This is a genomic window from Galbibacter marinus (assembly GCF_000300875.1).
GTDB classification, from domain to species: domain Bacteria; phylum Bacteroidota; class Bacteroidia; order Flavobacteriales; family Flavobacteriaceae; genus Galbibacter; species Galbibacter marinus.
In genome coordinates this window covers 1-23,185 of record NZ_AMSG01000016.1, presented here as the reverse complement: position 1 = coordinate 23,185, position 23,185 = coordinate 1, and the positions used below count along the sequence as shown (strand labels likewise).

The window sequence follows — 23,185 nt, the reverse complement described above, 5'->3', positions numbered from 1 at the left end:
CTTTTAGTTTTAAATATTCATTTTTTTCATTTCTTGAGTCAAATAATCTGATGCTCTCCATGCAAGGGCTAAGATAGTCCAAGTTGGGTTTTTATCAGCTTGAGATACAAAAGCACCTCCATCTACTACAAATAAGTTAGGTACATCATGTGCTTGGTTATACTGATTGAGCACAGAAGTTTTAGGATCATTCCCCATTCGAGTGGTCCCAACTTCATGTATAATTCTTCCAGGAGCTTCTAAACCATAGTCGCTCTCAGCATCTGGCTTATCCCCGAGAGCTGTAGCACCCATATTATGGAATAATTCTTCGAAAGTATCCTGCATATGCTTTGCCTGCTTACGCTCCTCATCAGTCCAGTTATAATTAAAACGCAGTACGGGGATACCGTATTTATCAACCACATCTGTATCAATTTCACAATAATTATCATACTGTGGAATACTCTCACCACGTCCAGCCATTCCAACCATCGCACCATAATATTTATAGACATCTTCTTTAAGGCCAACACCGTATCCTCCAGCTTTTTTATTTTCTCCTTTTCGTTGGAAACGACCATTGAGATGTTGTATCCCCATTCCGGCTCCATAGGAAGGCATGCCCATACCTCCCCAAAACTCAATATGGTACCCTCTAGTAAAGCCAAGATTCTTTTTATCATTAAGCCACCATGGCACATACATATGCATTCCTCCGACTCCATCTTCGTTATAACGTTTACGGTCCATTAGTTCAGGAATGATAGCCGAACGAGACGCTCCCGTAGAATCGTGAAGATAACGTCCGACCACCCCACTTGAATTCGCTAATCCATTTGGAAAGCGATCCGATTTAGAGTTTAATAAAATTCTAGCAGAACCGCAGGCACTAGCAGCAAGTATAACCACTTTTGCTTTCACCGTGTATTCCTGCATATCTACCTTATTGATATAAGATACTCCAGTGGCTTTTCCTGAATCATCTGTTAGCACCTCCCGTACCATGGCGTTGACGTATAAATCCACGTTATCGTACTCCAATGCTGGTTTCACTAGCACGGAAGAGGATGAAAAATCAGCATAGATACTACAGGATCGTGAACATTGACTACAATAAAAACAAGCCCCTCGTCGATTGTCAACTCTTTTTGTCAAAATAGAAAGTCGCGAAGGAATCACTGGCAGTCCCATTTGTTTTCCAGCTTTCTGCAAATACAATTCATGTAATCGTGGTTTCGGTGGTGGAAGGAAATATCCATCTGGTTCATTTGGAATATTCTCCTTAGTTCCAAATACACCCACCAATTTATCTACCTTATCGTAATAAGGCTTTACATCATTATAACCAATTGGCCAGTTATCTCCTTTTCCATCAAAATCTTTACGTTTATAATCAAGTGGACCAAATCTCAAAGAAATTCTACCCCAGTGATTTGTTCTCCCTCCTAACATTCTAGAACGAAACCAATCGAACTTTGTACCATTCTTATGTGTATAAGGCTCACCATCGATCTCCCAACCTCCATAAGCCATATCAAAATCACCAAATGGCCGCGTGGTACCTGCCCCTCGACGTGGAGATTCATAAGACCATTTAAATTGAGTCTGTTGTTCAGAATTAGCTGGATCAAAATTAGGTCCAGCTTCTAATAGGGCAATTTTAAAACCCGCCTCGGATAACACCTTAGTAGCCATCCCGCCTCCTGCACCAGAACCCACTATGAGAACATCGTACACTTTGGCTGCTTCTTTAATTTGAAAAGACATTTAATCTTGAGTTTAATTAATAATTACATTTTATTCAATGTTATTTATAACATTGTTTACTTGGCTTACCTGACATAAAAAATTCCAAGCGGCCACCTTGCATAATATCGCTGTGATTTATAAATGGGGTACGTAATGGCTCACCATTAAGGATTACTTTATCTACATACACATTCTCTTCAGATTGATTTTCTACTACAACCTCAAAAATCTTTCCGTTCTCAAGCTGTATTTTGGCATTACGCATCGCAGGGCTACCCAAAGCATATTGCGGTGAACCTGGTGCTACAGGATAAAAACCGAGGGTGCTAAAAATATACCAAGCACTCATCTGTCCAAAGTCATCATTCCCACCTAACCCATCTTCGGTAGGTTTATACATCGCCTTTAATATCATACGGATTTTATCCTGAGATTTCCATGGAGCATCTGTCCAATTATACAGGTAAACCACATGATGCGAAGGTTCATTACCATGTACATAATTTCCAATAATACCTTCTCTTGATATATCCTCTGTGTTGGCAAAATACTTATCTGGAAGTTCCATGGTAAACAATGAATCTAAACGATCCACAAACGCATCTTTACCACCCATCATTTCGATCATTGTATCTGGTTGATGCGGAACGTACAGACTATAATTCCATGAATTCCCTTCTATAAATCCTTGCCCATGGGTATCCATTGGGTCAAATTCTTTTTTAAAACTGCCATCCGAAAGTTTAGGCCTCATAAACCCTGAGCTGGAATCAAATACGTTTTTATAATTTTCCGATCTCTGAATAAATTCATCATAAACCGAAACGTTCTCAAGAGCATCAGCAGCCTGAGCAATCGCCCAGTCATCATAGGCATACTCTAAAGTTTTTGAAACGGAGGCTCCATTTTTGTCCTCTGGCACATAACCCAAAGCCATATAATATTCCAATCCGTCGTAATAAGGAACCTTCGCCGTCTGAACGCTTGCCAAAAGTGCTGCGTCTACATCAAATCCTGTGTTTCCCTTAACAATTGCATCGGCTATCACAGAAACACTATGATAACCTATCATACACCAATTTTCATTAGCATAATGGGACCAGATAGGAAGCATCCCATGAACACTCTGCTTTTGATGTTCCAGCATAGAGGTAATCATATCAGCATTACGCTTAGGTTGGAGAATATTAAACAATGGATGCAAAGCTCTATAAGTATCCCAAAGTGAAAAGCTAGTATAATTTACAAAATCCTCTGCTTGATAAATATTCATATCCAAACCACGGTATTTTCCATCAACATCCATATAGACAGTGGGACCTAAAAATGCATGATACATGGCTGTATAAAAGTTGATCATTTCATCTTGGTTTAACGGCTCAATTTGAACCTTATTTAGTTCAGTATTCCATTGCTGTTGCGTCTGTGACTTCACTTTTTCAAAATCCCAATGAGGAACTTCTTCTTGCATGTTTTTGATCGCACCTTCGGTGCAAACGGGCGATATGGCAAATTTTACTTTAAGCTTTTCATCCTCGGATGTTTTAAAATTAAAATACACCTTTAGATCTTCACCTGCGAGTTCTGGGAAATTTTCAGTTTGATCAAATTTTCGCCAAAACCCTCTATAGACTTGTGATGGAAGTTCGTTCCTACCGTAACTATCAATAGGCTTACTAAAGCTCATTGCAAAATAAACCTTTCGTGTTCTAGCCCAACCATTAGTCTGACGATAACCAGTTACTAAGGTATCATTCTCAACCCGTAAAAAAGTCCAAATATTTTTACCTTCGTAGTTGTAGATTCCAGAGGTAAGATCCAATATAATGTGGGCTTGGTCACTTTCAGGGAATGTATATTGATGCATACCCACTCTTGTGGTTGCGGTAAGTTCGGCTTTAATATTATAATCCTCTAGTAAAACACTGTAATACCCCGCTTCAGCATTTTCGTTATCATGTGAAAAAGTCGAGCGATATCCGCTACTTGGATCAGACTCAGTTCCTGGATTGAGTTGCAACTCTCCAACGGTGGGCATCAATAAAAAATCACCCAAATCTGAGTGACCTGTTCCACTAAAGTGTGTATGAGAAAACCCTACGATGGTAGTGTCGTCATACTGATATCCTGCACAATATTTATAGACATCAGGATTATATTGTCCTTGGACTGCGTAGGGTATCGTATCGGTATCTGGACTTAATTGAATACTTCCAAATGGCGCCGTAGCACCTGGATATGTATGACCCATTTTGGCAGTACCAATCATAGGATCCACAAATTGAACCAAATCACGTTGCTCTATAACAGGAGCGGCTTCCGTAGTTCCAGCTTCTTTGTTTTGGGTTTCACAAGAAGTAAACAGGCCATAAGCCGCTACAATTCCAATGGTTAAAAAACGCTTTTTACTGCTTAATAATAGTAGATCCATCAATTTAAAGTACAGTTGGTTTATCACTAATTGCTTGATAGGGAATAAGGTACATCATCTTTTTTGATCCCCCTAGATTTATTTGGGGAACTTCCCATTTCAAATATAATTTCAGCCCCATCTAAAAGTTCTTTATGACTTATATAGTTTTTTGAATAAGGTTTTCCATTCAAATACGCCTTTTGAATATATCTATTTTCATAGTTATTCTTTGGAGCCTCAATGGTAACTTTTTTACCATTTTGAAGACTTAAAGTCATTTTCTGAAATAAAGGAGTTCCTATAACATACTCATCAGTAGCGGGACAAACAGGATAGAATCCCATGGCAGAAAACACATACCACGCAGAGGTCTGTCCATTATCCTCATCACCACAATAACCATCCGGAGTCGGCATATACATACGATCCATGGTCTCTCGTACCCAATACTGTGCTTTCCATGGCTCAGAGGCGTAATTATAGAGATAGATCATATGTTGGATAGGTTGATTCCCATGAGCATATTGACCCATATTTGCAATTTGCATTTCACGAATTTCATGAATAACCCCACCATAATAACTATCATCAAACACTGGAGGTAATTCAAATACCTTATCCAATTGAGCCACAAAATCTTCTCTACCTCCCATAAGATCCATAAGACCTGCTATATCATGGAAAACCGACCATGTATAATGCCAGCTATTGCCTTCAGTAAAAGCGTCCCCCCATTTAAACGGGTTAAAGGGAGCCATAAACTCTCCGTTTTTATTTTTACCACGCATAAGCTTGGTTTGAGGATCAAATAATTTTTTATAATTCAAACTCCGTTGTTTATAGAGTTCAATTTCTTTATTAGGTCGATTAAGTGCTTTTGCTAATTGATATATTGCAAAATCATCGTAAGCATATTCCAAAGTACGAGCTGCATTTTCATTAATACCAACATCATAGGGAACATACCCCAAATCTTTATAGTATTCAGCACCTGCGCGACCAACAGCAGTAAGTGGTCCTTCGTTATTAGCACCATTAATAACAGCTTCGTAAAGGGTCTCAATATCATATTTGGCATCGGGATTCTTCAAATAAGCATCAGCTACAACAGATGCAGAATTATTACCAACCATAATATTTCTAAGACCAGGACTTGCCCACTCCGGAAGCCATCCACTTTCTTTATAGGCGTTGACTAATCCCTTCTGCATTTTAACATTAAGTTCGGGATACATCAGATTTAAAAAAGGAAACAGTGATCTAAAGGTATCCCAAAATCCCGTATCTGTAAACATATAACCAGGCAACACTTCACCATTATAAGGACTGTAGTGAACCACATCTCCATTTTGATCGTACTCATAAAATTTCCTAGGAAATAGTAAACTACGATACAACGCAGAATAGAAAGTCTTAAACTGATCTATGGTGCCTCCGCCGACCATGATTCTACTAAGTTCTTTATTCCATATTGAGCGTCCTTCTGACTTAATAGTCTCAAAATCCTTAGTACCTATTTCTTCAAGATTAAGTTCGGCTTGCTCAAAACTAATGAAAGATGAAGCTACTCTAGCTTGAACAATTTCACCCTTCTGAGTCTTAAACCCAATCACTGCACCTACATGATCTGCATCAGCTTCTAAGGTTTCTTGCAATTGATCACCACTAAAGGTGTGTATTTGTTCAAAGTCCTTATCGAACATTAGGATAAAATAATTTTTAAAATTATCTGGAACACCTCCACTATTTTTAGTGGTGTAACCTATAATTTTTCGCTCTTCAGGAAGTATTTTAATATAGGATCCATTGTCCAGTGCATCAATAACCACATGAGCACTATCAGACTCTGGAAAAGTAAACCGAAAAAATGCTGCTCTTTCAGTAGGTGTGAATTCTGTAGTCACATTGTGATCCGCCAGATAAACACTGTAATAATAAGGCTTGACAACCTCAGATTTATGCGAAAACCAACTCGCTCTATCATCTTCGTTAAAGACCAGTTTTCCTGTTGTTGGCATTATGGCAAATTGGCCGTAATCGTTCATCCAAGGAGAAGGTTGATGGGTTTGTTTAAACCCTCTTAATTTATCCGCATCGTACTCATAGGCCCATCCGTGACCCATAGTTCCAGTTTGGGGAGTCCAAAAATTCATCCCCCATGGCAATGCTATGGCAGGATAGACATTTCCATTGGATAAACTCGGCTTGGAATCTGTTCCTATCAAAGGATTAACATAATCCACTGGATTGTCGATAGATTCAATGATTTTATGTTGTGCACCCAAGGTACAGCAAGCCAAGAATAAAAATGTAAACGTGATCGTTTTCATGAAAATTAAATTTTGCTAAAAGGTTTTAGTTATATCTAGATAAATAAGCATGTTGATAAAAATAAGGAATTCATTACAAAAAGAAGTTAAATTAAAAAGATTCTCCCACTTGGTTTTATACAAGCGGGAGGATCATCAAACTAACTTCTAAAAAAGAACAATCTAGTATCCTGGATTTTGTTTTAAATTCGGGTTATTGGCTATTTGGTTGGATGGAATCGGATATAGTTTTTTATTAGGATCTCCATCGGGCTGCTTATCCCACCATGATCCAGTGGTAAATTCGCCAAAACGTATCAAATCAGTTCTGCGTTTCCCTTCAAAAATAAATTCTCTACCACGCTCGGCCAAAAGTTCATCCATGGTCAATGTTGCAGTGGTGTACATCACACTCGGCCAATCTGCCTCATCAAAAGCACGCTCCTTAGTCGCATTGATTAAATCTACGGCTTCTTGATTTGCAACACCACCGTTTTTACGCATAATGGCTTCAGCTTTGTTAAAGTAAATTTCAGTTAGACGGTAGATTATATAATGGTTCTCCCAGTAATTCTCATCATCACTCGTACCTGATTTATATTTATCAAATCGTGCTCCACTGTTTTCTTCGCCTTCAGCCATACTACCATCAGAGGAAAGATCCCCTTCACTCTCACGACGAATACTATTGACATAAATAAGCGGCTCTTCATTATATTCTTCGGTTCCTAAAATAGGAATCTCAGTTCCGTACTCGTATTGAGGACCGAATAAAAACCACTGTTCCTTCCTAAGATCATTCTCAGCATAGGCATCAAAAGCAGAAGGTATTACAGAAAAAGCATTCCATCCAGAATACCCAACATCCAATGCTCTAGACATATTACCATAACCCATATAAAAACCACCCCAGTTAAAGGTAAATCCACCTTTACGGCTATAAGCAATTTGATATAAACTCTCCGATGCTGTTTGATTGGTATTGGAAAAAGTCGCTAGCAAATCATCGGCTAATTGAGGCGCGCCGTTTAGGCCGCCGGCTTGACCTTCAATGATCATATCGCAGGCAGCTATACACTCATCCCACATTGCGGTTCCTGACCATTCTTCAGCATTTAAATAAAGTTCTGCAAGAATGGCATAACCTGCAGTTTGGGTAGTTCGCCCTATTAACTCTTCTGAATATTTAGGTAATTGTGGTACGTATTGCTCTAATTCTGATTGAATAAAAGCAAAGACTTCGGCTCTAGGTTTTGTCTCAGGATTAATAGGTGTACTTTGTGCGTTTTCAGTTACAATAGGCACATTTCCCCATAGGTCCATGATTTTCATATAATGAAATGCTCTAAGTACATATAACTCAGCCAAAATAGAATTAATTTCTTCTTGACTCATTCCAATATCCTGAGGGTTCTCCAAGGCGGAAATGTCTTCAATTGCTCCGTTGACATAACCAACACCAGTCCACATTAATTCCCATGCGCCTCTCATCCGGCCTTCATTGCTGGTCCAGGTATGGTAGTGTTGCCTAAAGTGATCTCCTCCATCATAGCCATGTTTTCCTTTTTGAGCCCAAGCAACCTGATCAGCAGATAGTGCACTATGATAATAGTAGCCATTTGCTCCAGTTGGCGCAAGCCATGCCTGCATATGGGTAAATGGTCTTAAGGCAGCTTGCAGCACCTCTGTTTTGTCATTGAAGAAATTTTCCTTCTTTAGGTCGCTGTATACGGATTCATCCAAGTCTGTACAGGCTCCTGTAAAAAGAAGTAAGCCAGCAATCACGAAACTTTGGATGCTATATAAATGTTTTTTCATTGTTTTAAAATTTTGTTGTTAGCTTAGAATCTAAAATTAAAACCAAGGGTCCAAGTTTTAGTTCTTGGGTAAAAATCTCTACCGTCGATACCAGTGGTAAATCCAGTGTCTTGAAGCTCTGGATCAATTCCACTATAGCCTGTGAAAGTGGCTAAATTTTTCCCAGTCACATAGATACGCATGCTTTCTAAATATCTTGATTCCAATGGCACGTTATATCCCAATGTTACATTATCCAATTTCACAAAATCTCCACTTTCTATATAGTAATCAGAGTATTGCGGATCATCATCTAATTGATTGTGTTTGGTTACTGCACTTTTTAATAAATTGTTAGGCAGCCATTTTTTATTTCCAAAATACAAATCCTTCGTATTCAAAATATCATAAGCAAACTTTCCTCTAAAGAATATAGTTAAGTCAAAATTCTTATAAGTAAAACGGTTTCCAAGGGATGCGTTATATTTAGGCACTCCATTACCAATTACACTAAGGTCATTTTCATTCATTTCACTTGCACTTGCAGTACTTCCGTCTGCCTTATAGAATAACCATTTACCTTCATCTGTAAATCCTGCAAATCGTTTACCGTAAAAATTACCAACTGAACCACCTTCTTCTAAACGGATGGCATTTCCTAAATTTCCTGGCGAAGGTAGCCCTCCAAATTCTAACCAGTTTGCTTGGAAGTTTTCATCCGAAAGCTTGGAAAGTTCATTACTTTGGTAACTTCCAGTAAAGTCAATATTCCACTGGAAATTTTCAGAGCTAATAGGGATAGCTGATAACACAACTTCAATTCCCTTATTTTCTAGCTCTCCAACATTTGTAAAGATTGAACCTCGCACAAATCCAGGTTGCTGCGCAGAATAGTTGTATAATAAGTCTTTGGTTTTACGTTGGTACACATCAATACTACCTGATAATCTATTTTGAAGTAATCCAAAATCCAATCCTAAATTGATTTCATGTTTTTCTTCCCATTTAAGATTAGGGTTTGCATTCCTAGCAGCTCCATAGGTTTGGTAGTAAACACCCCCTTGTGGATATACACCACCATCACTTAGAGTAGTTAATGACTGATAATTTGGAATCCCTTGATTACCAGTAACACCATAACCAGCTCGTAATTTTAAAAGACTAATTGCCTGAATATCCTGCATGAAGTTTTCCTCACTTATTGCCCATCCAACTGAGGCAGCAGGGAAGTTACCCCATTTGTGGTTGTCACCAAATCGTGAAGACCCTTCTCTACGTAGTACAAATTGCGCAAAATATTTATCGGCAAATCCATAATTAACCCTACCAAAGAAACCTACTAGTGTATTATCATCCTTAAAACTATACAATTCAGGTCTTGGAAGACTAGTATCAGTAATTCCAGTACCAGCTCCTAAATTCCAATCTAAGAATCCATCTGTGGTAAATCCTGAATTATCCGCGCTGAATTCCTCCGCTGTACTGTATTGATAACTATACCCAATAATGGCACCTATATCATGTACTTCTGCAATAGTTGTTTGATAGTCCAAGGTAGCTTCTAAAGTTTTACTCCAATCTAAGTGGTTGAACTTTTTAGCATAAGCTGTACCTTGATATTCGGTAGACTCTCTTTGGTCCCAGTCATTTTTTGAACGGAAAATCCTATCGTTATAATTTGTGCGGACATATGATCCAAAAACACTAGCATTTAGTCCCTTTGCAACTTCTAAGCTCAAACGAATATCTCCAGAGAAAACTTCTTCTTGTCTTTCATATATTCTATCTGCCAATCTATGTAAAGGGTTATAATTATTATAAGCCTCTGTTTCATAAAAAGTACCGTCTTCATTATAAAGAGGGGCAGTAGGATTCCGTTGAATAGCTTGCTCAAAGTCTCCAGTACCTCCACCAAGTAAATTGGCGTTTATAAAATTCGCAGCTAAATTGGATTGAATAGTCAATTTATCATCCAATGCCTTGTGATTAATACTAAAACGTCCTCCAAATTGCTCACGTGAATTTTGTTTTGGTAAACCCTTTGCATCATTAAAGAATACAGAAGCTCTAAAAGTTGTAGACTCACTACCTCCTGACATAGAGAGGTTGTGATATTGGCTTAAATTAGATTTATTCAACAACTCATCATATAAGTCGGTTGAATGTCCAAAGTCTTGATCTGCAGAAATTACCCCTTGATCAATTAGGTCTCTAAATTCAGAAGCGGATAAGTAATCTGGTTTCTTATCCACAAACTCTGATTGAATGTAAGTGTTGTATTCTGTGACAGTTTTTCCAGTTCTACCTTTTTTGGTCGTAATTAAGATCACACCCGCATTACCACGAGTTCCATAGATTGCAGCAGCAGACCCATCTTTAAGTACGTCAATAGAAGCAATGTCATCTTGTTGCAACAAGTCCAGATCTCCACCTGGAATACCATCAATTACAATTAGTGGTGCGATATCACCAGATAAGGAAGAAACTCCTCGAAGCTGAATTGATGAATCCGAGTTAGGATTGTTTCCTTGAGTCTTGGTAATGTTTAAACCAGCTACCTTACCTTGGATAAGGTCCATAGGGGAGCGAGCGCCTCCCTGAATAAAGTCTTCAGCTTTCACTGAAGAAACTGCAGTAGTGATTTCTTTCTTATTCTGAGTACCATAACCAACCACAACTACTTCTTCTAAGGATTGCGTATCCTCTTCTAAAGTAATGTTCAAGGTTGTTTGCCCATTTAGAGGGACTTCCTTGGTTTTAAAACTAACATAGCTAAAAACCAGCGTAGCACCATCTGGTACATTGGTTAATTCATAATTACCGTCAAAATCGGTTTGAGTTCCATTGGTAGTGCCCTTGACTACCACATTGGCCCCTGGTAAAGGACCATTTTGGTCAGAAACAACTCCTGACACCGTTGATTGTGCTTGCGCAAACCCGAAACACAGAAGTGCCAAGGGGAGCACAATACTCCGTAATAGATTTGTTTTCATAAGTGTAGCTAGTAATTAAATTAAACTTTTACTAAAACGTTTTAATCAAATTAGATCAGCGAGTAAGATAAAATAACTAAATCGATTTAGTTATTCAGTAAAAAAAATGCTGGCATCTCACCAACCTCACAAAATTTAATGACAACTTTTAATATATCCACTACGATATTACAAAAAAACATTACTATCACAAAATAAAATAGAATATTTTGAATTTTTGACAATACTGAAAATCTTAAAAAATCGTGTGTTCACGCTACATTTCAAGATAAAAATCTTTTGTTAAATTTATATATTGTTCGGTATAGATATGTCGATGGAGTTCTATTATTAATTCACTGGTAAGGGTAGTGGTTTTAACAGGAGAGAATTCCATTAGTACCATTTTTATTTCCGTAGATGGTGTTCCTTTTACGTAGGTCAACCGCGATGGAAAAAGATCTTCTTTTTCTGCTAGTGCAATAAAATGTAGATGTTCCTTATAAGGAATAATGGTGTTAAAATGTCCTTGTGGGGTTAAAAGATAAGACACCCCATGTAGTAAGTCTTCATATGGAAGGGAGGCTGCTCTTCTAGCCTGGTCCCTTTTTGGATTCGGCGAGGCAATAGATTCACTAAAAAAAGGTGGATTGGAAATAATTAAATCGTAATGATCATCGATCTCACTTACAAATTCCGAAAAGTCTGCATGGTAGCAGAACAACCTGTCACACCAGGGAGAACATTCAAAATTGTCAACACATTGTTCATAGGCATCGGGTTCGATTTCAATAGCGTCAATGATTTCAGCCGAAGTTCGTTGTCCCATCATTAATGCTAAAATTCCCGTTCCTGCGCCAATATCTAATATCGACGAGGGGTTGGATGAAACCTGAGCCCATGCTCCAAGAAGAACCGAAGCAGTACCGATTTTCATGGCACATCGATCTTGGTGCACTTCAAATTGTTTGAATCGAAAAGGATTTTTAGACATTACTTAATAGCCATTTAAAGAGTAATATTATAAATACAACTCTATTAACCCTTCAGGTGTTTGAACTACAATTTCTCTTTTTGTGCGATCTAATCGCACGATAAACTCATCGCTTATAGGGATTAAAATTTGCTTATCACCCTTCTGCACTTCAAATAAAGGTTGTGCGCCGGAATCGTTTACTGCAGTAATTTCTCCGACATCACCAAATTCTACATCGATCATGGTGTATCCAATGATCTCATGAAAATAAAACTGATTTCCGGAAAGTTTAGGCAACATAACTAAAGGTAGATATAGTTCGCTCTTTAAAAGCGCATCAGCAGCGGCTTCATCATCCACATCCTCTATTCGCATTCTAAGAAGTGTCGATTTATGAAGAGAAGATTTTTCAATAAAAAAAGGAACCAGATCATCGCCAAGGGCGATGAATACTGATTCCAAATCTTTGTAAAGTTCAGGTTCGTCTGTGTCCAATTTGGCCAACAACTCACCTTTAAAGCCGTACTTTTTAACTATTTTACCGAGATAGAAGCAATCTTCTTTTCTCATTTAAATTAATTAAGCGTCCGCATTTTTTTCTTCACCTTCTGCAGCTTCCTCAACAGGAGCTTCTGCTTCAGTCTCAGCTACTTCTTCTGTAGCTTCCTCAGCTGGAGCCTCTTCTGCAATAGCTTCTGCCTCTGCTTCAGCAGCAGCAGCTTTACGTTTTTCGTTGATCTCTTTTTCAGCCTCAAGAGCTTTGGCTTTCTCTTCTTCTTTAGCTTTAGCTAAATCACCAATTTTTCCTTCAACTTTTTGCCCTTTTTCTTCTACCCAAGCTTCAAACTTTTTGTTTGCTTGATCTTCAGTAAGAGCTCCTTTAGCTACACCTCCTAATAAGTGATGTTTCAAAAGAACTCCTTTATAAGAAAGGATTCTTTTTGCAGTGTTAGTAGGCTGAGCTCCATTTTGAAGCCATTTTACTGAACCGTCAACATCTAAGGTAATTTGAGCTGGGTTGGTGTTTGGATTGTAAGTTCCTAATTTTTCAAGAAATTTACCATCTCTTTTTGCGCGTGAGTCCGCTGCTACGACCCAATAAAAAGGTTTTCCTTTTTTACCACGTCTTTGTAATCTAATTTTTACTGGCATAATCCATTAATTAGTGAGGTACACGACCTCTGTTATTAATTATTAAACTTCAACCCCATGGCTAAAGCGGGTGCAAATATACACTATTTCAAATCTTTATCACTTAAAAAGTGTAATTTTTGTTTTAAATATCAACTGGAAGCCTATTAAATTCTCTATCTTTATTTCTACACAATCATTCTCCTATCATTTAATCCTCCAAATTGTTCTCATGAAAAACATAAAACTCATTGTATTTTCCTTTGTACTCCTTGCTTTAGGGTTGCGAGCAAAACAATAATATCACAACTTCTCCCAAGGAACAAACGATAAAAAGCGATACTATTTCTACTTCTAGCCATATTATTATAAATGTTATAAGTAATGATACAAAGCTTTTAAAATATAAACTTAGAATCCTAGAAATCGATGTCTAAAGAACTACAAGAATATAGATTAATGAGCAATCAGTACCGTATCATATCCCAGAAAGTGCCTAAACCGTCTGACTCGCTCATTTATATAAAAATCATCGAACAGAGGGATCATTAATAGTAAAAAAGAAAACCTTCTAGCACCTATATCTACGGAATCATTTTACTAAACCCAGTCGAGTAAAACAAATTACACCCTAAATCTATTTAAGCATTGGAGATATGGAGGTGATTTTTGTTTCAACCAATTCAAATATGTACAATTGATTTTTACTCTTATTTTAAAGTGTAAGTTTAAATTTATATGTGTTTTTAAGCGTATTTTATTCAATATGATGGGGACCTTATGACATAAATTCACTGCCCATTAATAATTAACCTTCAAAATACACATGAGTAAAAGTAGGCTTCGGTCTTTGAATTCCCGTATATTTGCCCAATGGCAGGTATCTACATTCATATTCCTTTTTGTAAACAAGCATGCTCCTATTGTGACTTCCACTTTTCAACTTCTCTTAAAAAGAAAGACACGCTTGTGGATGCCCTTGCAAAGGAAATCAAACTTCGTAAGGAAGCTTTTGATCATACAATAGATACGATTTATTTTGGAGGAGGGACCCCTAGTCTTTTACCTGCACATCAAATTGAATTTTTGATACATGAAATTTACAAGCATTATACCGTAACCCCATTACCTGAAATTACACTAGAGGCCAATCCAGATGATCTTGATGAACAGAAAATCACATCGTTAAAAAGCATAGGTATTAACAGATTAAGCATTGGAATACAGTCATTTTACAATCAAGATCTAAAACTTATGAACCGCGCTCATAGCGCTGAAGAAAGCATACATTGCCTGGAAATTGCCACGAAACATTTTAAGAATATTTCCATAGATTTAATCTACGGAGTTCAACATATGACTATGGATAGATGGCGTGAAAACATACAGACTGTTCTTGACTTTAACATCCCTCATATATCGAGCTACGCCTTAACCATTGAGCCAAAAACTGCTTTAGCTTCTCGTATAAGGTCTGGCCAAATTCCCAATGTAGACGACGCTCTTGCTGCGTCGCATTTTGAAATACTTATAGAGCAGTTAACATCACGGGGATATATTCATTATGAGCTATCGAATTTTGGAAAACCAGGTTATTTTTCCAAAAACAATACGGCCTATTGGCTTGGAAAAAAATATTTAGGTATTGGACCTTCAGCTCATAGTTATGACGGTAAAAACAGAAGCTGGAATATCAATAACAATACTTTATACATAAAGTCACTTGAAAACGATACGATTCCTGCAGAGGTAGAAACTCTCACTATGGCTGATCGTTATAATGAAGCAATTATGACTGGATTACGCACTATGTGGGGAGTCTCTTTAACTATGATTGAAAATGAATTCACAGATCAGTATCAGCAGTATTTACTCACTCAGTCAAAGAAGTATATTGATAACGGGTTACTTACTATCGACCTGGATTCTAAAATCATAAAAGCAACTCCAAAGGGCAAATTTTTAACCGATGGAATTGCTTCAGATTTATTTTTTGTTGATTAAACTTTAGTCTCTTCCTCCGAAAACTTGCATTGCGAAGTATAATAGGGTTGCTAAAGACCCGATAGCGGCCACAACATATGTTCTTGCTGCCCATTTCAAAGAGTCTTCTGCTCCTTTATATTCTTCTGGACTTACTATATTTTTAGTTTTTAACCATGCCAATGCTCTATTACTTGCATCGTACTCCACAGGCAAAGTGATAAAACTAAACAACGTACCAAAGGCAAACATGATTAAGCCAATTACGGCAACGGTAAAACCAAATTGCGTAGTTGCCCCTAATACAAGTCCACCAAAAATTACCCATACTGACATTCCTGAAGCTACGCTTACTACAGGAACCAATTTTGAACGCATTTGTAACCACTCGTAACCTTGAGCGTGCTGAACAGCATGTCCACATTCGTGTGCAGCAACCGCAGCAGCCGCAGCATTTCTTTGGTTGTAAACGCCTTCACTTAAATTAACGGTTTTCTTTACAGGATTGTAGTGATCTGTTAACATTCCAGGAGTGGAGATGACCTGTACATCAAAAATCCCATTGTCATTGAGCATTTTTCTTGCAATCTCTGCACCACTCATTCCATTTCTAAGGTGAACCTTAGAATAATACTTAAACTTGTTTTTTAACTTGGAACTCACCAACATACTGATAAGTGCAATTCCTCCGATTATAATCCAATAACCTATTCCCATTTGCTTTCTTTTTAAAAAGTAAATCTACAACTAAATATACAAAAACCTCGCCAACATTAGCGAGGTTTTAACACTATGACTTTCCGTCAGTATAATATTTGTAATCTATAGATATTAAGTGATCAGCCTACAATATTTACAATCTTACCAGGCACTACAATAACCTTCTTAGGAATTCTACCTTCCAATTGTGTTTTGGTTTTTTCGTGATCCATTACAATTTTTTCAATTTCCTCTTTACTCAAATCCATGGGTAAATCTAAGGTGAATCTCATTTTACCATTAAAAGAAATTGGATAGGTCTTTGTACTTTCCACCAAATGTTCCTGATTAAATACAGGAAATTCAGCCGTTGAAATTGAATTGTTGTACCCAAGACCTGCCCAAAGCTCCTCTGCGATATGAGGTGCATAAGGAGAAATTAGAATTGCCAGTGGTTCCAAAATAGATTTACTATTGCATTTTTGTGCACTTAATTCATTGACACAAATCATAAATGTTGATACACTGGTGTTAAATGAAAAGTTTTCAATATCTTCCTCCACTTTTCTAATTGTTTTATGAAGGGTTTTTAAACTCTCAGCGCTAGGATCTTGGTCAGTAACTTGGATACCATTATCATCGAAATACAATTTCCACAGTTTTTTCAAAAATCCATGAACACCTGTTATCCCAGCAGTATTCCAAGGTTTTGCCTGCTCAAGTGGTCCCAAAAACATTTCATACATTCGAAGTGTATCAGCTCCATAATTTTCACAAATATCATCTGGATTAACAACATTGTATTTGGATTTAGACATTTTCTCTACCTCTCTACCCACTACGTATTTTCCGTCTTCGAGAATAAACTGAGCATCTTTGAACTCTGGTCTCCAATTTTTAAAGGCCTCCAAATCCAGTTCTTCTGAAGTGTTTACAAAAGAAACATCTACGTGTATTGGTGTAACCGATTTATCGGATATTAAATTTTTAGAAACAAAGGTGTTTTCACCTTCTAATCGATATACAAAAGCGCTCGTTCCAAGGATCATTCCTTGGTTAATAAGCTTTTTAGCAAATTCATCTACTGCCAACCTCCCTCTATCGAACAAAAATTTCTGCCAAAACCGTGCATACAATAAATGACCTGTTGCATGCTCACTACCCCCAATGTATAAATCGACATCCTGCCAATAATTTAACGAATCTTCACTAGCAAACTCATTTGCATTAATTGGGTCCATATAACGGTTAAAATACCACGAACTTCCTGCCCAACCAGGCATTGTATTGAGCTCCAATGGAAAAACTGACTGATTATCAATTTTATCGTTGCCAACAACTTCATTTCTTTCGGTGTCCCAAGCCCAAGAGTTTGCATTACCTAAAGGTGGCTCACCCGTTTCAGTTGGTAAGTATTTTTCAACCTCTGGAAGTTCAATTGGTAGATGCTGCTTGTCAATCATTTTAGGAAGTTCATTCACATAGTATACAGGAAATGGTTCTCCCCAATATCGTTGTCTAGAGAACACAGCATCTCTAAGCCTAAAGTTTACCTTTCCATATCCCTGATTTAATTCCTCAAGAGCAGCAATCACTTTAGTTGTGCCTTGTTTATAATCGAGACCATTCAAAAAGTCGCTATTGGCTATCTTACAATTATCTTTGCTTGAATAGGCCTGTTCACTAATATCAACACCTTCAAAAATATTGGGAATTTCTAATCCAAAATGTTTCGCAAAATCGTAATCACGACTGTCACCACAAGGCACCGCCATAACAGCACCTGTACCATATCCTGCAAGTACATAATCACCAATCCAAATTGGCACTGGTTTCTTAGTAAAAGGATGTTCAGCATACGCCCCAGTGAAAACTCCACTAATATTTTTAACATCAGCCATACGTTCTCTTTCACTACGTTTTGCAGTCGCTTTTACATAATCATGCACCGCCTGTTTTTGAGCTGCGGTAGTGATTTTATCAACTAATGGATGTTCTGGCGCTAGGGTCATAAATGACACCCCGAAAATGGTATCAGGTCTAGTTGTAAAGACCTCTATATAATCATCGTCTTTCGTTTGGTCTGACAATACGTTAAATCGAACCTGAGCACCCACTGACTTTCCAATCCAGTTTCGCTGAATTTCTTTTAATGGCTCAGGCCAATCAATTCTATCTAAGCCTTGAAGTAGTCGATCTGCATAAGCTGAAATCCTCATACTCCATTGCATCATTTTTTTACGTACTACAGGATGACCTCCACGCTCTGAAACCCCATTTACAATTTCATCATTTGCCAAAACAGTACCTAGAGCTGCGCACCAGTTTACTTCAGTTTCCGCCAAATAGGTCAGTCTGTACTGTAGTAATATTTTTTCTTGCTCTTGCTCGGTAAAACTATTCCATTGCTCTGCAGTAAAGGAATTAGCATCTTCATCACAAACTGCACTTACTTCAGCAGTACCTGAGGTTTTAAATTTTGAAATTAAACCCTCGATTTTTTCTGCCTTATCAGTTTGTAAATTATACCAAGAATCAAACAACTCTGTAAAAATCCACTGTGTCCATTTGTAATACTCAGGGCTGGAAGTTCTTACTTCTCTACTCCAGTCAAATGAAAAGCCTATTTTATCCAATTGTTCTCGATACCTATTTATATTAGTTCGAGTGGTAATTGACGGATGTTGACCAGTTTGAATAGCGTATTGCTCTGCAGGTAATCCAAAGCTATCATAACCCATGGGGTGAAGTACATTAAACCCCTTATGTCTTTTGTATCTGGCATAAATATCACTTGCAATATAACCTAATGGGTGACCAACATGTAGGCCAGCTCCAGATGGGTAAGGGAACATATCAAGCACATAGTACTTTGGTTTATCACTTGAATTATCTGCTTTAAAGGTGCCGTTTTCTGCCCAATATTTTTGCCACTTGGCCTCAATATTATTGAAATTGTACTTCATTATATACTACTGTTTCAAAAATCGTTATCGAATGGGCAAAAATAAGCTTCTTCAACGAAAGAGGAAAGTAATAGTAAAGTAAACCTGTAAAAGCCACAGAATTAATAAAAAGCATTAAAACTAACCGATAAAAAAAGAATCTTAGCTTTAGTATTACTTCATTAATTAGCTGTTGTGACAAATTTGAGGTAAACAGCTTTTTTGTTATCAGAAAGGATATTGTGGACTTTTCTCACAATTAAAGAAATTAGCAATAATTCCGAGTAATGACAGCTTTGTTTTTTGTATTTTGGTCAATTAAACCAACCAATTTCAAATAATGCTGAGACAAATCACACTAATTACTATAGCTTTTATATCAATTCTTTCAATTAGCGCACAGACTAAAAACATCCACCTGAATTCCCTTGGTTTTCTTCCTGATTTAAAAAAGACTGCTTCAGTATCGATGCCTTGTGAGGCCTTTAATATTTTAAATACCGATGGAGAAGTGGTATATACAGGAAAAGCAACAGGTCCAACCTATCAAAAAGATGTGAATCAAAAGGTCTGGAATCTTGATTTTTCAAAATTCAATACACAAGGAGAATATATTCTTGAAATAGAAGGTGTTGGTAAATCAAAACCATTTCACATTGCTTCTGATGCTTTTAATTTTGCAGCAAAAACGAGTATAAGAGGGTTTTATCTATGGCGTTGTGGAACGGAAGTCAAGGGGACTTTTAAAGGAAATAACTATCATCAAAACATATGTCACTTAGAAGATGGCTATGAAGACTATATAGGAAACAAAGAAGTTAAACGCGATGGCACTAAAGGGTGGCATGACGCGGGCGATTATGGAAAATACACCGTTAACGCTGGTATCACAGTGGGTGTGCTTTTTAAGGCCTGGGATCATTTTAAACCTCAAATTGAAAAATTGGATTTAGAAATTCCAAGGTCAAGCTCGAAACTTCCTGCTTTTCTAGAAGAAATTAAATGGGAAACTGACTGGGTTTTAAAAATGCAATATCCTGATGGCTCTGGAAGGGTCTCACACAAGCTAACTCGATTGAATTTTTCACCATTTATAATGCCTGACAAGGACCATGAAAAAAGATATTTTACACAATGGAGTTCTGCTGCCACCGCAGATTTTGTAGCAATGATGGCAATGGCTGCTCGATATTTTCAACCATATGATCCTATCTACGCCAAACAATGTTTGGATGCCGCATGGTTAAGTTATAATTTTTTACGCAATAACCTTGATGATAAAGGCTTTGTGCAAGGTGATTTTAAAACTGGCGGATACCAAACAAGTGATACGGACGACCGATTATGGGCAGCTGCAGAAATGTGGGAAACTACAGGTGATATAATCGCTCTAAAAGACTTTGAAAAAAGAGCTAAGGAATTAAATTTTAAGATCGAAGAAAACTGGGATTGGGGAAATGTTTCGAATCTAGGAATGTTCACCTATGTCCTCTCTAATAGAAAAGGGAAAAATACTAAAGTTCAAAAATCTATAAAGAAGAACACTATTGAAATTGGGGACAAACTAGTTGAAATGGCTAATTCCGATGTTTATGCTCGTGCTCTAGGAGGAACATATTTTTGGGGTTGCAACGGCACTGTCGCCCGTCAAACGATTAATTTACAGGTAGCAAATCGTTTGAAGCCTAACAAGGATTATATAGAAGCTTCTATTGGTATTGTGGATCATCTTTTTGGAAACAATTACTACAGTAGATCCTATGTGACTGGTTTAGGAGAAAACCCACCATTACATCCACATGATCGTCGTTCAGGTGCCGATTCCATCAAAGCCCCTTGGCCAGGTTATTTAATAGGAGGAGGCCACTCAGCTACGGATTGGGTTGATAAGGAGGAATCTTACAGTCATAACGAAATAGCTATCAACTGGCAAGCAGCATTAGTTTATGCTCTAGCAGGATTCATAAACTAGTAATCAAACAATATCCTTTTAAGCAATACGAAAAAAAATCCAGCCTATTTTGTAGACTGGATTTACCCGTTCTTGAATTCCAACCAAGTTTAGGATTTAAAAATACAGTTCTCTGAAAAAAAGTAACACACAGATTATAAATTATATAAACCAGGTTTCTTTGATCTAAGCGTATTTATCGGTATGTATAACTTGTAAAGTATTTAAATGTCTCGTTTCGCGTTAGTGAAGTTCTAGTTACTGATGCTGAAATTGGATAGTTATCATCATCATATGTATAATCCATCTCAATTTGATATTGTGGAATTCCAGTCTGATTCTTATAAACGATTTTGGATGGGTTATTTACTGGGAATAATAACCTCGTCTTAACAACCTTAGAACTTTGTGGTGTAGTACTAAAATTTAGCTGTACCTTGTCCATTACCTCTATTATACCTGCACTCTGTAATGTGTAATAATAAGGATTATGAACATCATCATAAGTAATCTCAGCAGTGTACTGTAAGACCTCAACCTCATCGGTGTAATAATCATAATCTTCCTCTAATAGTTGGATTATGTGTGGGTTCCCATTATCGTCGTACTCTAAAACTTGCCCAGTTTCAAAAGCATCATAGGGGGATTTGTACAATTCTTCAACATTAAAGGCATCCATATCATCCCCACCTACATTGGATAACTTATCGCCTTCATAATTAAATGTTGTGGCCTCTAGACCATTGGAAATACTACTTAGACGATCTTCGCCATCATAATATAAATAAAGAGTAGTATCATCTTGGGCTGATACAACAGTAATTTTTTCAATTTGTTTTTCAACTACGTCTCCATTAACTTGTTCAAATTCATCAGAAACAGAGTCACTACAGCTTATTAATAAAATGAAACTGAAGGTTGATAAAGAGAAGTAATTCATTTTTTTAAGCACATCGGCAAAGCCATAAACTTGTGTAATTTTCATGTTTAATAGATTTAGGTTTATTTTATTTTCTTGTTAATTAATCTGTAGGTAAAACTATATGAATTACTGTAAACGCCTTTACGGGAATCCTTAAAGGGTTAAAAAATTGCGATAAAACAATTGAAATTTATAGAAGAACAAACATTAGAGCTGCCCTTTCGACCTTCCCTAAAATCAAAAAGCCAATCTATTTTGTAAACTGGAATTTTATTAAACCCTCTCTTGGGCTCAAACCAAATATTCTTCGATTAACGGCAAAAACTTACTCTTTATTAACAAAAGGTTATAGATCCCAATTCTTAGGCTTAATACGATTACAAAACTTGTTTGGTTGGTAAGTTCCAATGCAGAGAAAGGTGGAAAGTAAAAGTGCTGCTCACAACCCCATGTACTCGATACTTTCATACAGCTATAAATAAGTGATTTTTATTCATAGGCTAAATATGATATTACTCTTTTTCCAAATCCTTTATAATTTGTTGTATTTGCATTTTAAGCACAGGGATATCATTCAATGCTGTATCCCAAATAACTTCTAATTTTATTCTAAAAATTCATGGGTCATGAAATTACGCATGCCTCGTAATTTATGCCATTCAATTTCAGGGTATTTATTTTTGGTTGTAGTCGAAATATGGTTAGCTGCTTCCCCAATTATTTCAAAATTCCGAATCATTGCATCTTGATCTACCCACTTTAATTCAAACGCCCTAAAATCATGGGATCTTTCTACTAATTCAAGAAGTTTGTCAATACATTCCTCAATATGTGCTAATCTAAATAAATCCCTCTCTTTAAGCTCCATAAAATATTTTGGCATCAGTTAAAATTCTTTCCTTTAGTCTTGGGTGAATTGCTGTAAATTCTACCAAATCAACTTTTTTCTTAAGTAACTCCTGTAGTTTTATCTGAAGTCCAGCTAAGTCAAATAAGGAGTACTTAGAATTAAAAGAATACAATATATCGATATCACTATTCTCTGTAGCTTCATTTCTTGCCACAGAACCAAAAATCCCAATTTTAGTTGGATTAAATGGTTTCATGGTATTAATAATGATATCTATTTGACTTTGTGTAATTAATTCTTGCACGATGTAAGTAAAATAAGATTGTTAATGAATTTTGATGCATAACCAATTGATTTTAAGTTGAACAATTGGCATACAATTCAGTTTTTGAGATATGTACACCTTACATGTGATGTAGATACACCTAGATGTACACCTAATTTCTCTCAAAAACTTGATAAGTTGACTTTTTAAGGATCAAGAACAATTTCTGGGTTTTTACTAT

At 36.9% G+C, this 23,185-nt stretch carries 15 protein-coding genes; 2 read left to right on the top strand and 13 right to left on the bottom strand.

Annotated elements, in window-relative coordinates:
* Positions 1–9 precede the first annotated feature (9 nt).
* The 8 genes from I215_RS10980 to I215_RS10945 form a co-directional block, all read right to left on the bottom strand.
* Entirely contained in the window at positions 10–1,749 is a 1,740-nt protein-coding gene (locus I215_RS10980; protein WP_008992035.1) for a GMC family oxidoreductase, read from the bottom strand.
* Between the two features lie 40 nt (positions 1,750–1,789).
* On the bottom strand, positions 1,790–4,162 hold the full coding sequence (locus tag I215_RS10975) for a GH92 family glycosyl hydrolase (protein ID WP_008992034.1): 2,373 nt from the start codon (positions 4,160–4,162) through the stop codon (positions 1,790–1,792).
* A gap of 26 nt (positions 4,163–4,188) precedes the next feature.
* Positions 4,189–6,474, bottom strand: coding sequence for a GH92 family glycosyl hydrolase (locus I215_RS10970; protein ID WP_008992033.1), 2,286 nt, complete (start codon positions 6,472–6,474; stop codon positions 4,189–4,191).
* 162 nt (positions 6,475–6,636) lie between these two features.
* Positions 6,637–8,271: a RagB/SusD family nutrient uptake outer membrane protein gene (locus I215_RS10965; RefSeq protein ID WP_008992032.1), complete on the bottom strand. Its 1,635-nt coding sequence runs from the start codon at positions 8,269–8,271 to the stop codon at positions 6,637–6,639.
* Positions 8,272–8,294: 23 nt separating this feature from the next.
* Entirely contained in the window at positions 8,295–11,243 is a 2,949-nt protein-coding gene (locus I215_RS10960) for a SusC/RagA family TonB-linked outer membrane protein (protein WP_008992031.1), read from the bottom strand.
* Between the two features lie 256 nt (positions 11,244–11,499).
* Positions 11,500–12,216: a tRNA1(Val) (adenine(37)-N6)-methyltransferase gene (locus I215_RS10955; RefSeq protein ID WP_008992030.1), complete on the bottom strand. Its 717-nt coding sequence runs from the start codon at positions 12,214–12,216 to the stop codon at positions 11,500–11,502.
* 27 nt (positions 12,217–12,243) lie between these two features.
* On the bottom strand, positions 12,244–12,768 hold the full coding sequence (gene rimM, locus I215_RS10950; RefSeq protein ID WP_008992029.1) for a ribosome maturation factor RimM: 525 nt from the start codon (positions 12,766–12,768) through the stop codon (positions 12,244–12,246).
* 9 nt (positions 12,769–12,777) lie between these two features.
* Entirely contained in the window at positions 12,778–13,350 is a 573-nt protein-coding gene (locus I215_RS10945) for a 30S ribosomal protein S16 (protein ID WP_008992028.1), read from the bottom strand.
* A gap of 852 nt (positions 13,351–14,202) precedes the next feature.
* Between I215_RS10945 and hemW the strand changes: the two genes are divergently transcribed.
* On the top strand, positions 14,203–15,333 hold the full coding sequence (gene hemW, locus I215_RS10940; RefSeq protein ID WP_008992027.1) for a radical SAM family heme chaperone HemW: 1,131 nt from the start codon (positions 14,203–14,205) through the stop codon (positions 15,331–15,333).
* 3 nt (positions 15,334–15,336) lie between these two features.
* Here hemW and I215_RS10935 read toward each other — a convergent pair whose 3' ends face one another.
* Positions 15,337–16,029, bottom strand: coding sequence for a zinc metallopeptidase (locus I215_RS10935; RefSeq protein WP_008992026.1), 693 nt, complete (start codon positions 16,027–16,029; stop codon positions 15,337–15,339).
* A gap of 122 nt (positions 16,030–16,151) precedes the next feature.
* Positions 16,152–18,977 carry a leucine--tRNA ligase gene (gene leuS, locus I215_RS10930; protein WP_008992025.1) on the bottom strand — a complete coding sequence of 942 codons (2,826 nt, stop codon included), beginning with the start codon at positions 18,975–18,977 and terminating at the stop codon, positions 16,152–16,154.
* Positions 18,978–19,296: 319 nt separating this feature from the next.
* On the opposite strand from leuS, the gene I215_RS10925 reads away from it, so the two are divergent.
* A complete protein-coding gene (locus I215_RS10925; RefSeq protein WP_008992024.1) occupies positions 19,297–20,928 on the top strand; it encodes a glycoside hydrolase family 9 protein in 1,632 nt (543 codons plus the stop codon).
* Positions 20,929–21,103: 175 nt separating this feature from the next.
* Here I215_RS10925 and I215_RS10920 read toward each other — a convergent pair whose 3' ends face one another.
* From I215_RS10920 to I215_RS10910, 3 genes are all read right to left on the bottom strand, one after another.
* Positions 21,104–21,892, bottom strand: coding sequence for a hypothetical protein (locus I215_RS10920; RefSeq protein WP_008992023.1), 789 nt, complete (start codon positions 21,890–21,892; stop codon positions 21,104–21,106).
* Between the two features lie 541 nt (positions 21,893–22,433).
* Entirely contained in the window at positions 22,434–22,697 is a 264-nt protein-coding gene (locus tag I215_RS10915; protein WP_008992022.1) for a HepT-like ribonuclease domain-containing protein, read from the bottom strand.
* Complete coding sequence (locus I215_RS10910; protein WP_008992021.1) at positions 22,687–22,983, bottom strand: nucleotidyltransferase family protein; 297 nt, start codon at positions 22,981–22,983, stop codon at positions 22,687–22,689. Before I215_RS10910 ends, I215_RS10915 begins: the two co-directional genes overlap by 11 nt.
* Between the last annotated feature and the right edge of the window lie 202 nt (positions 22,984–23,185).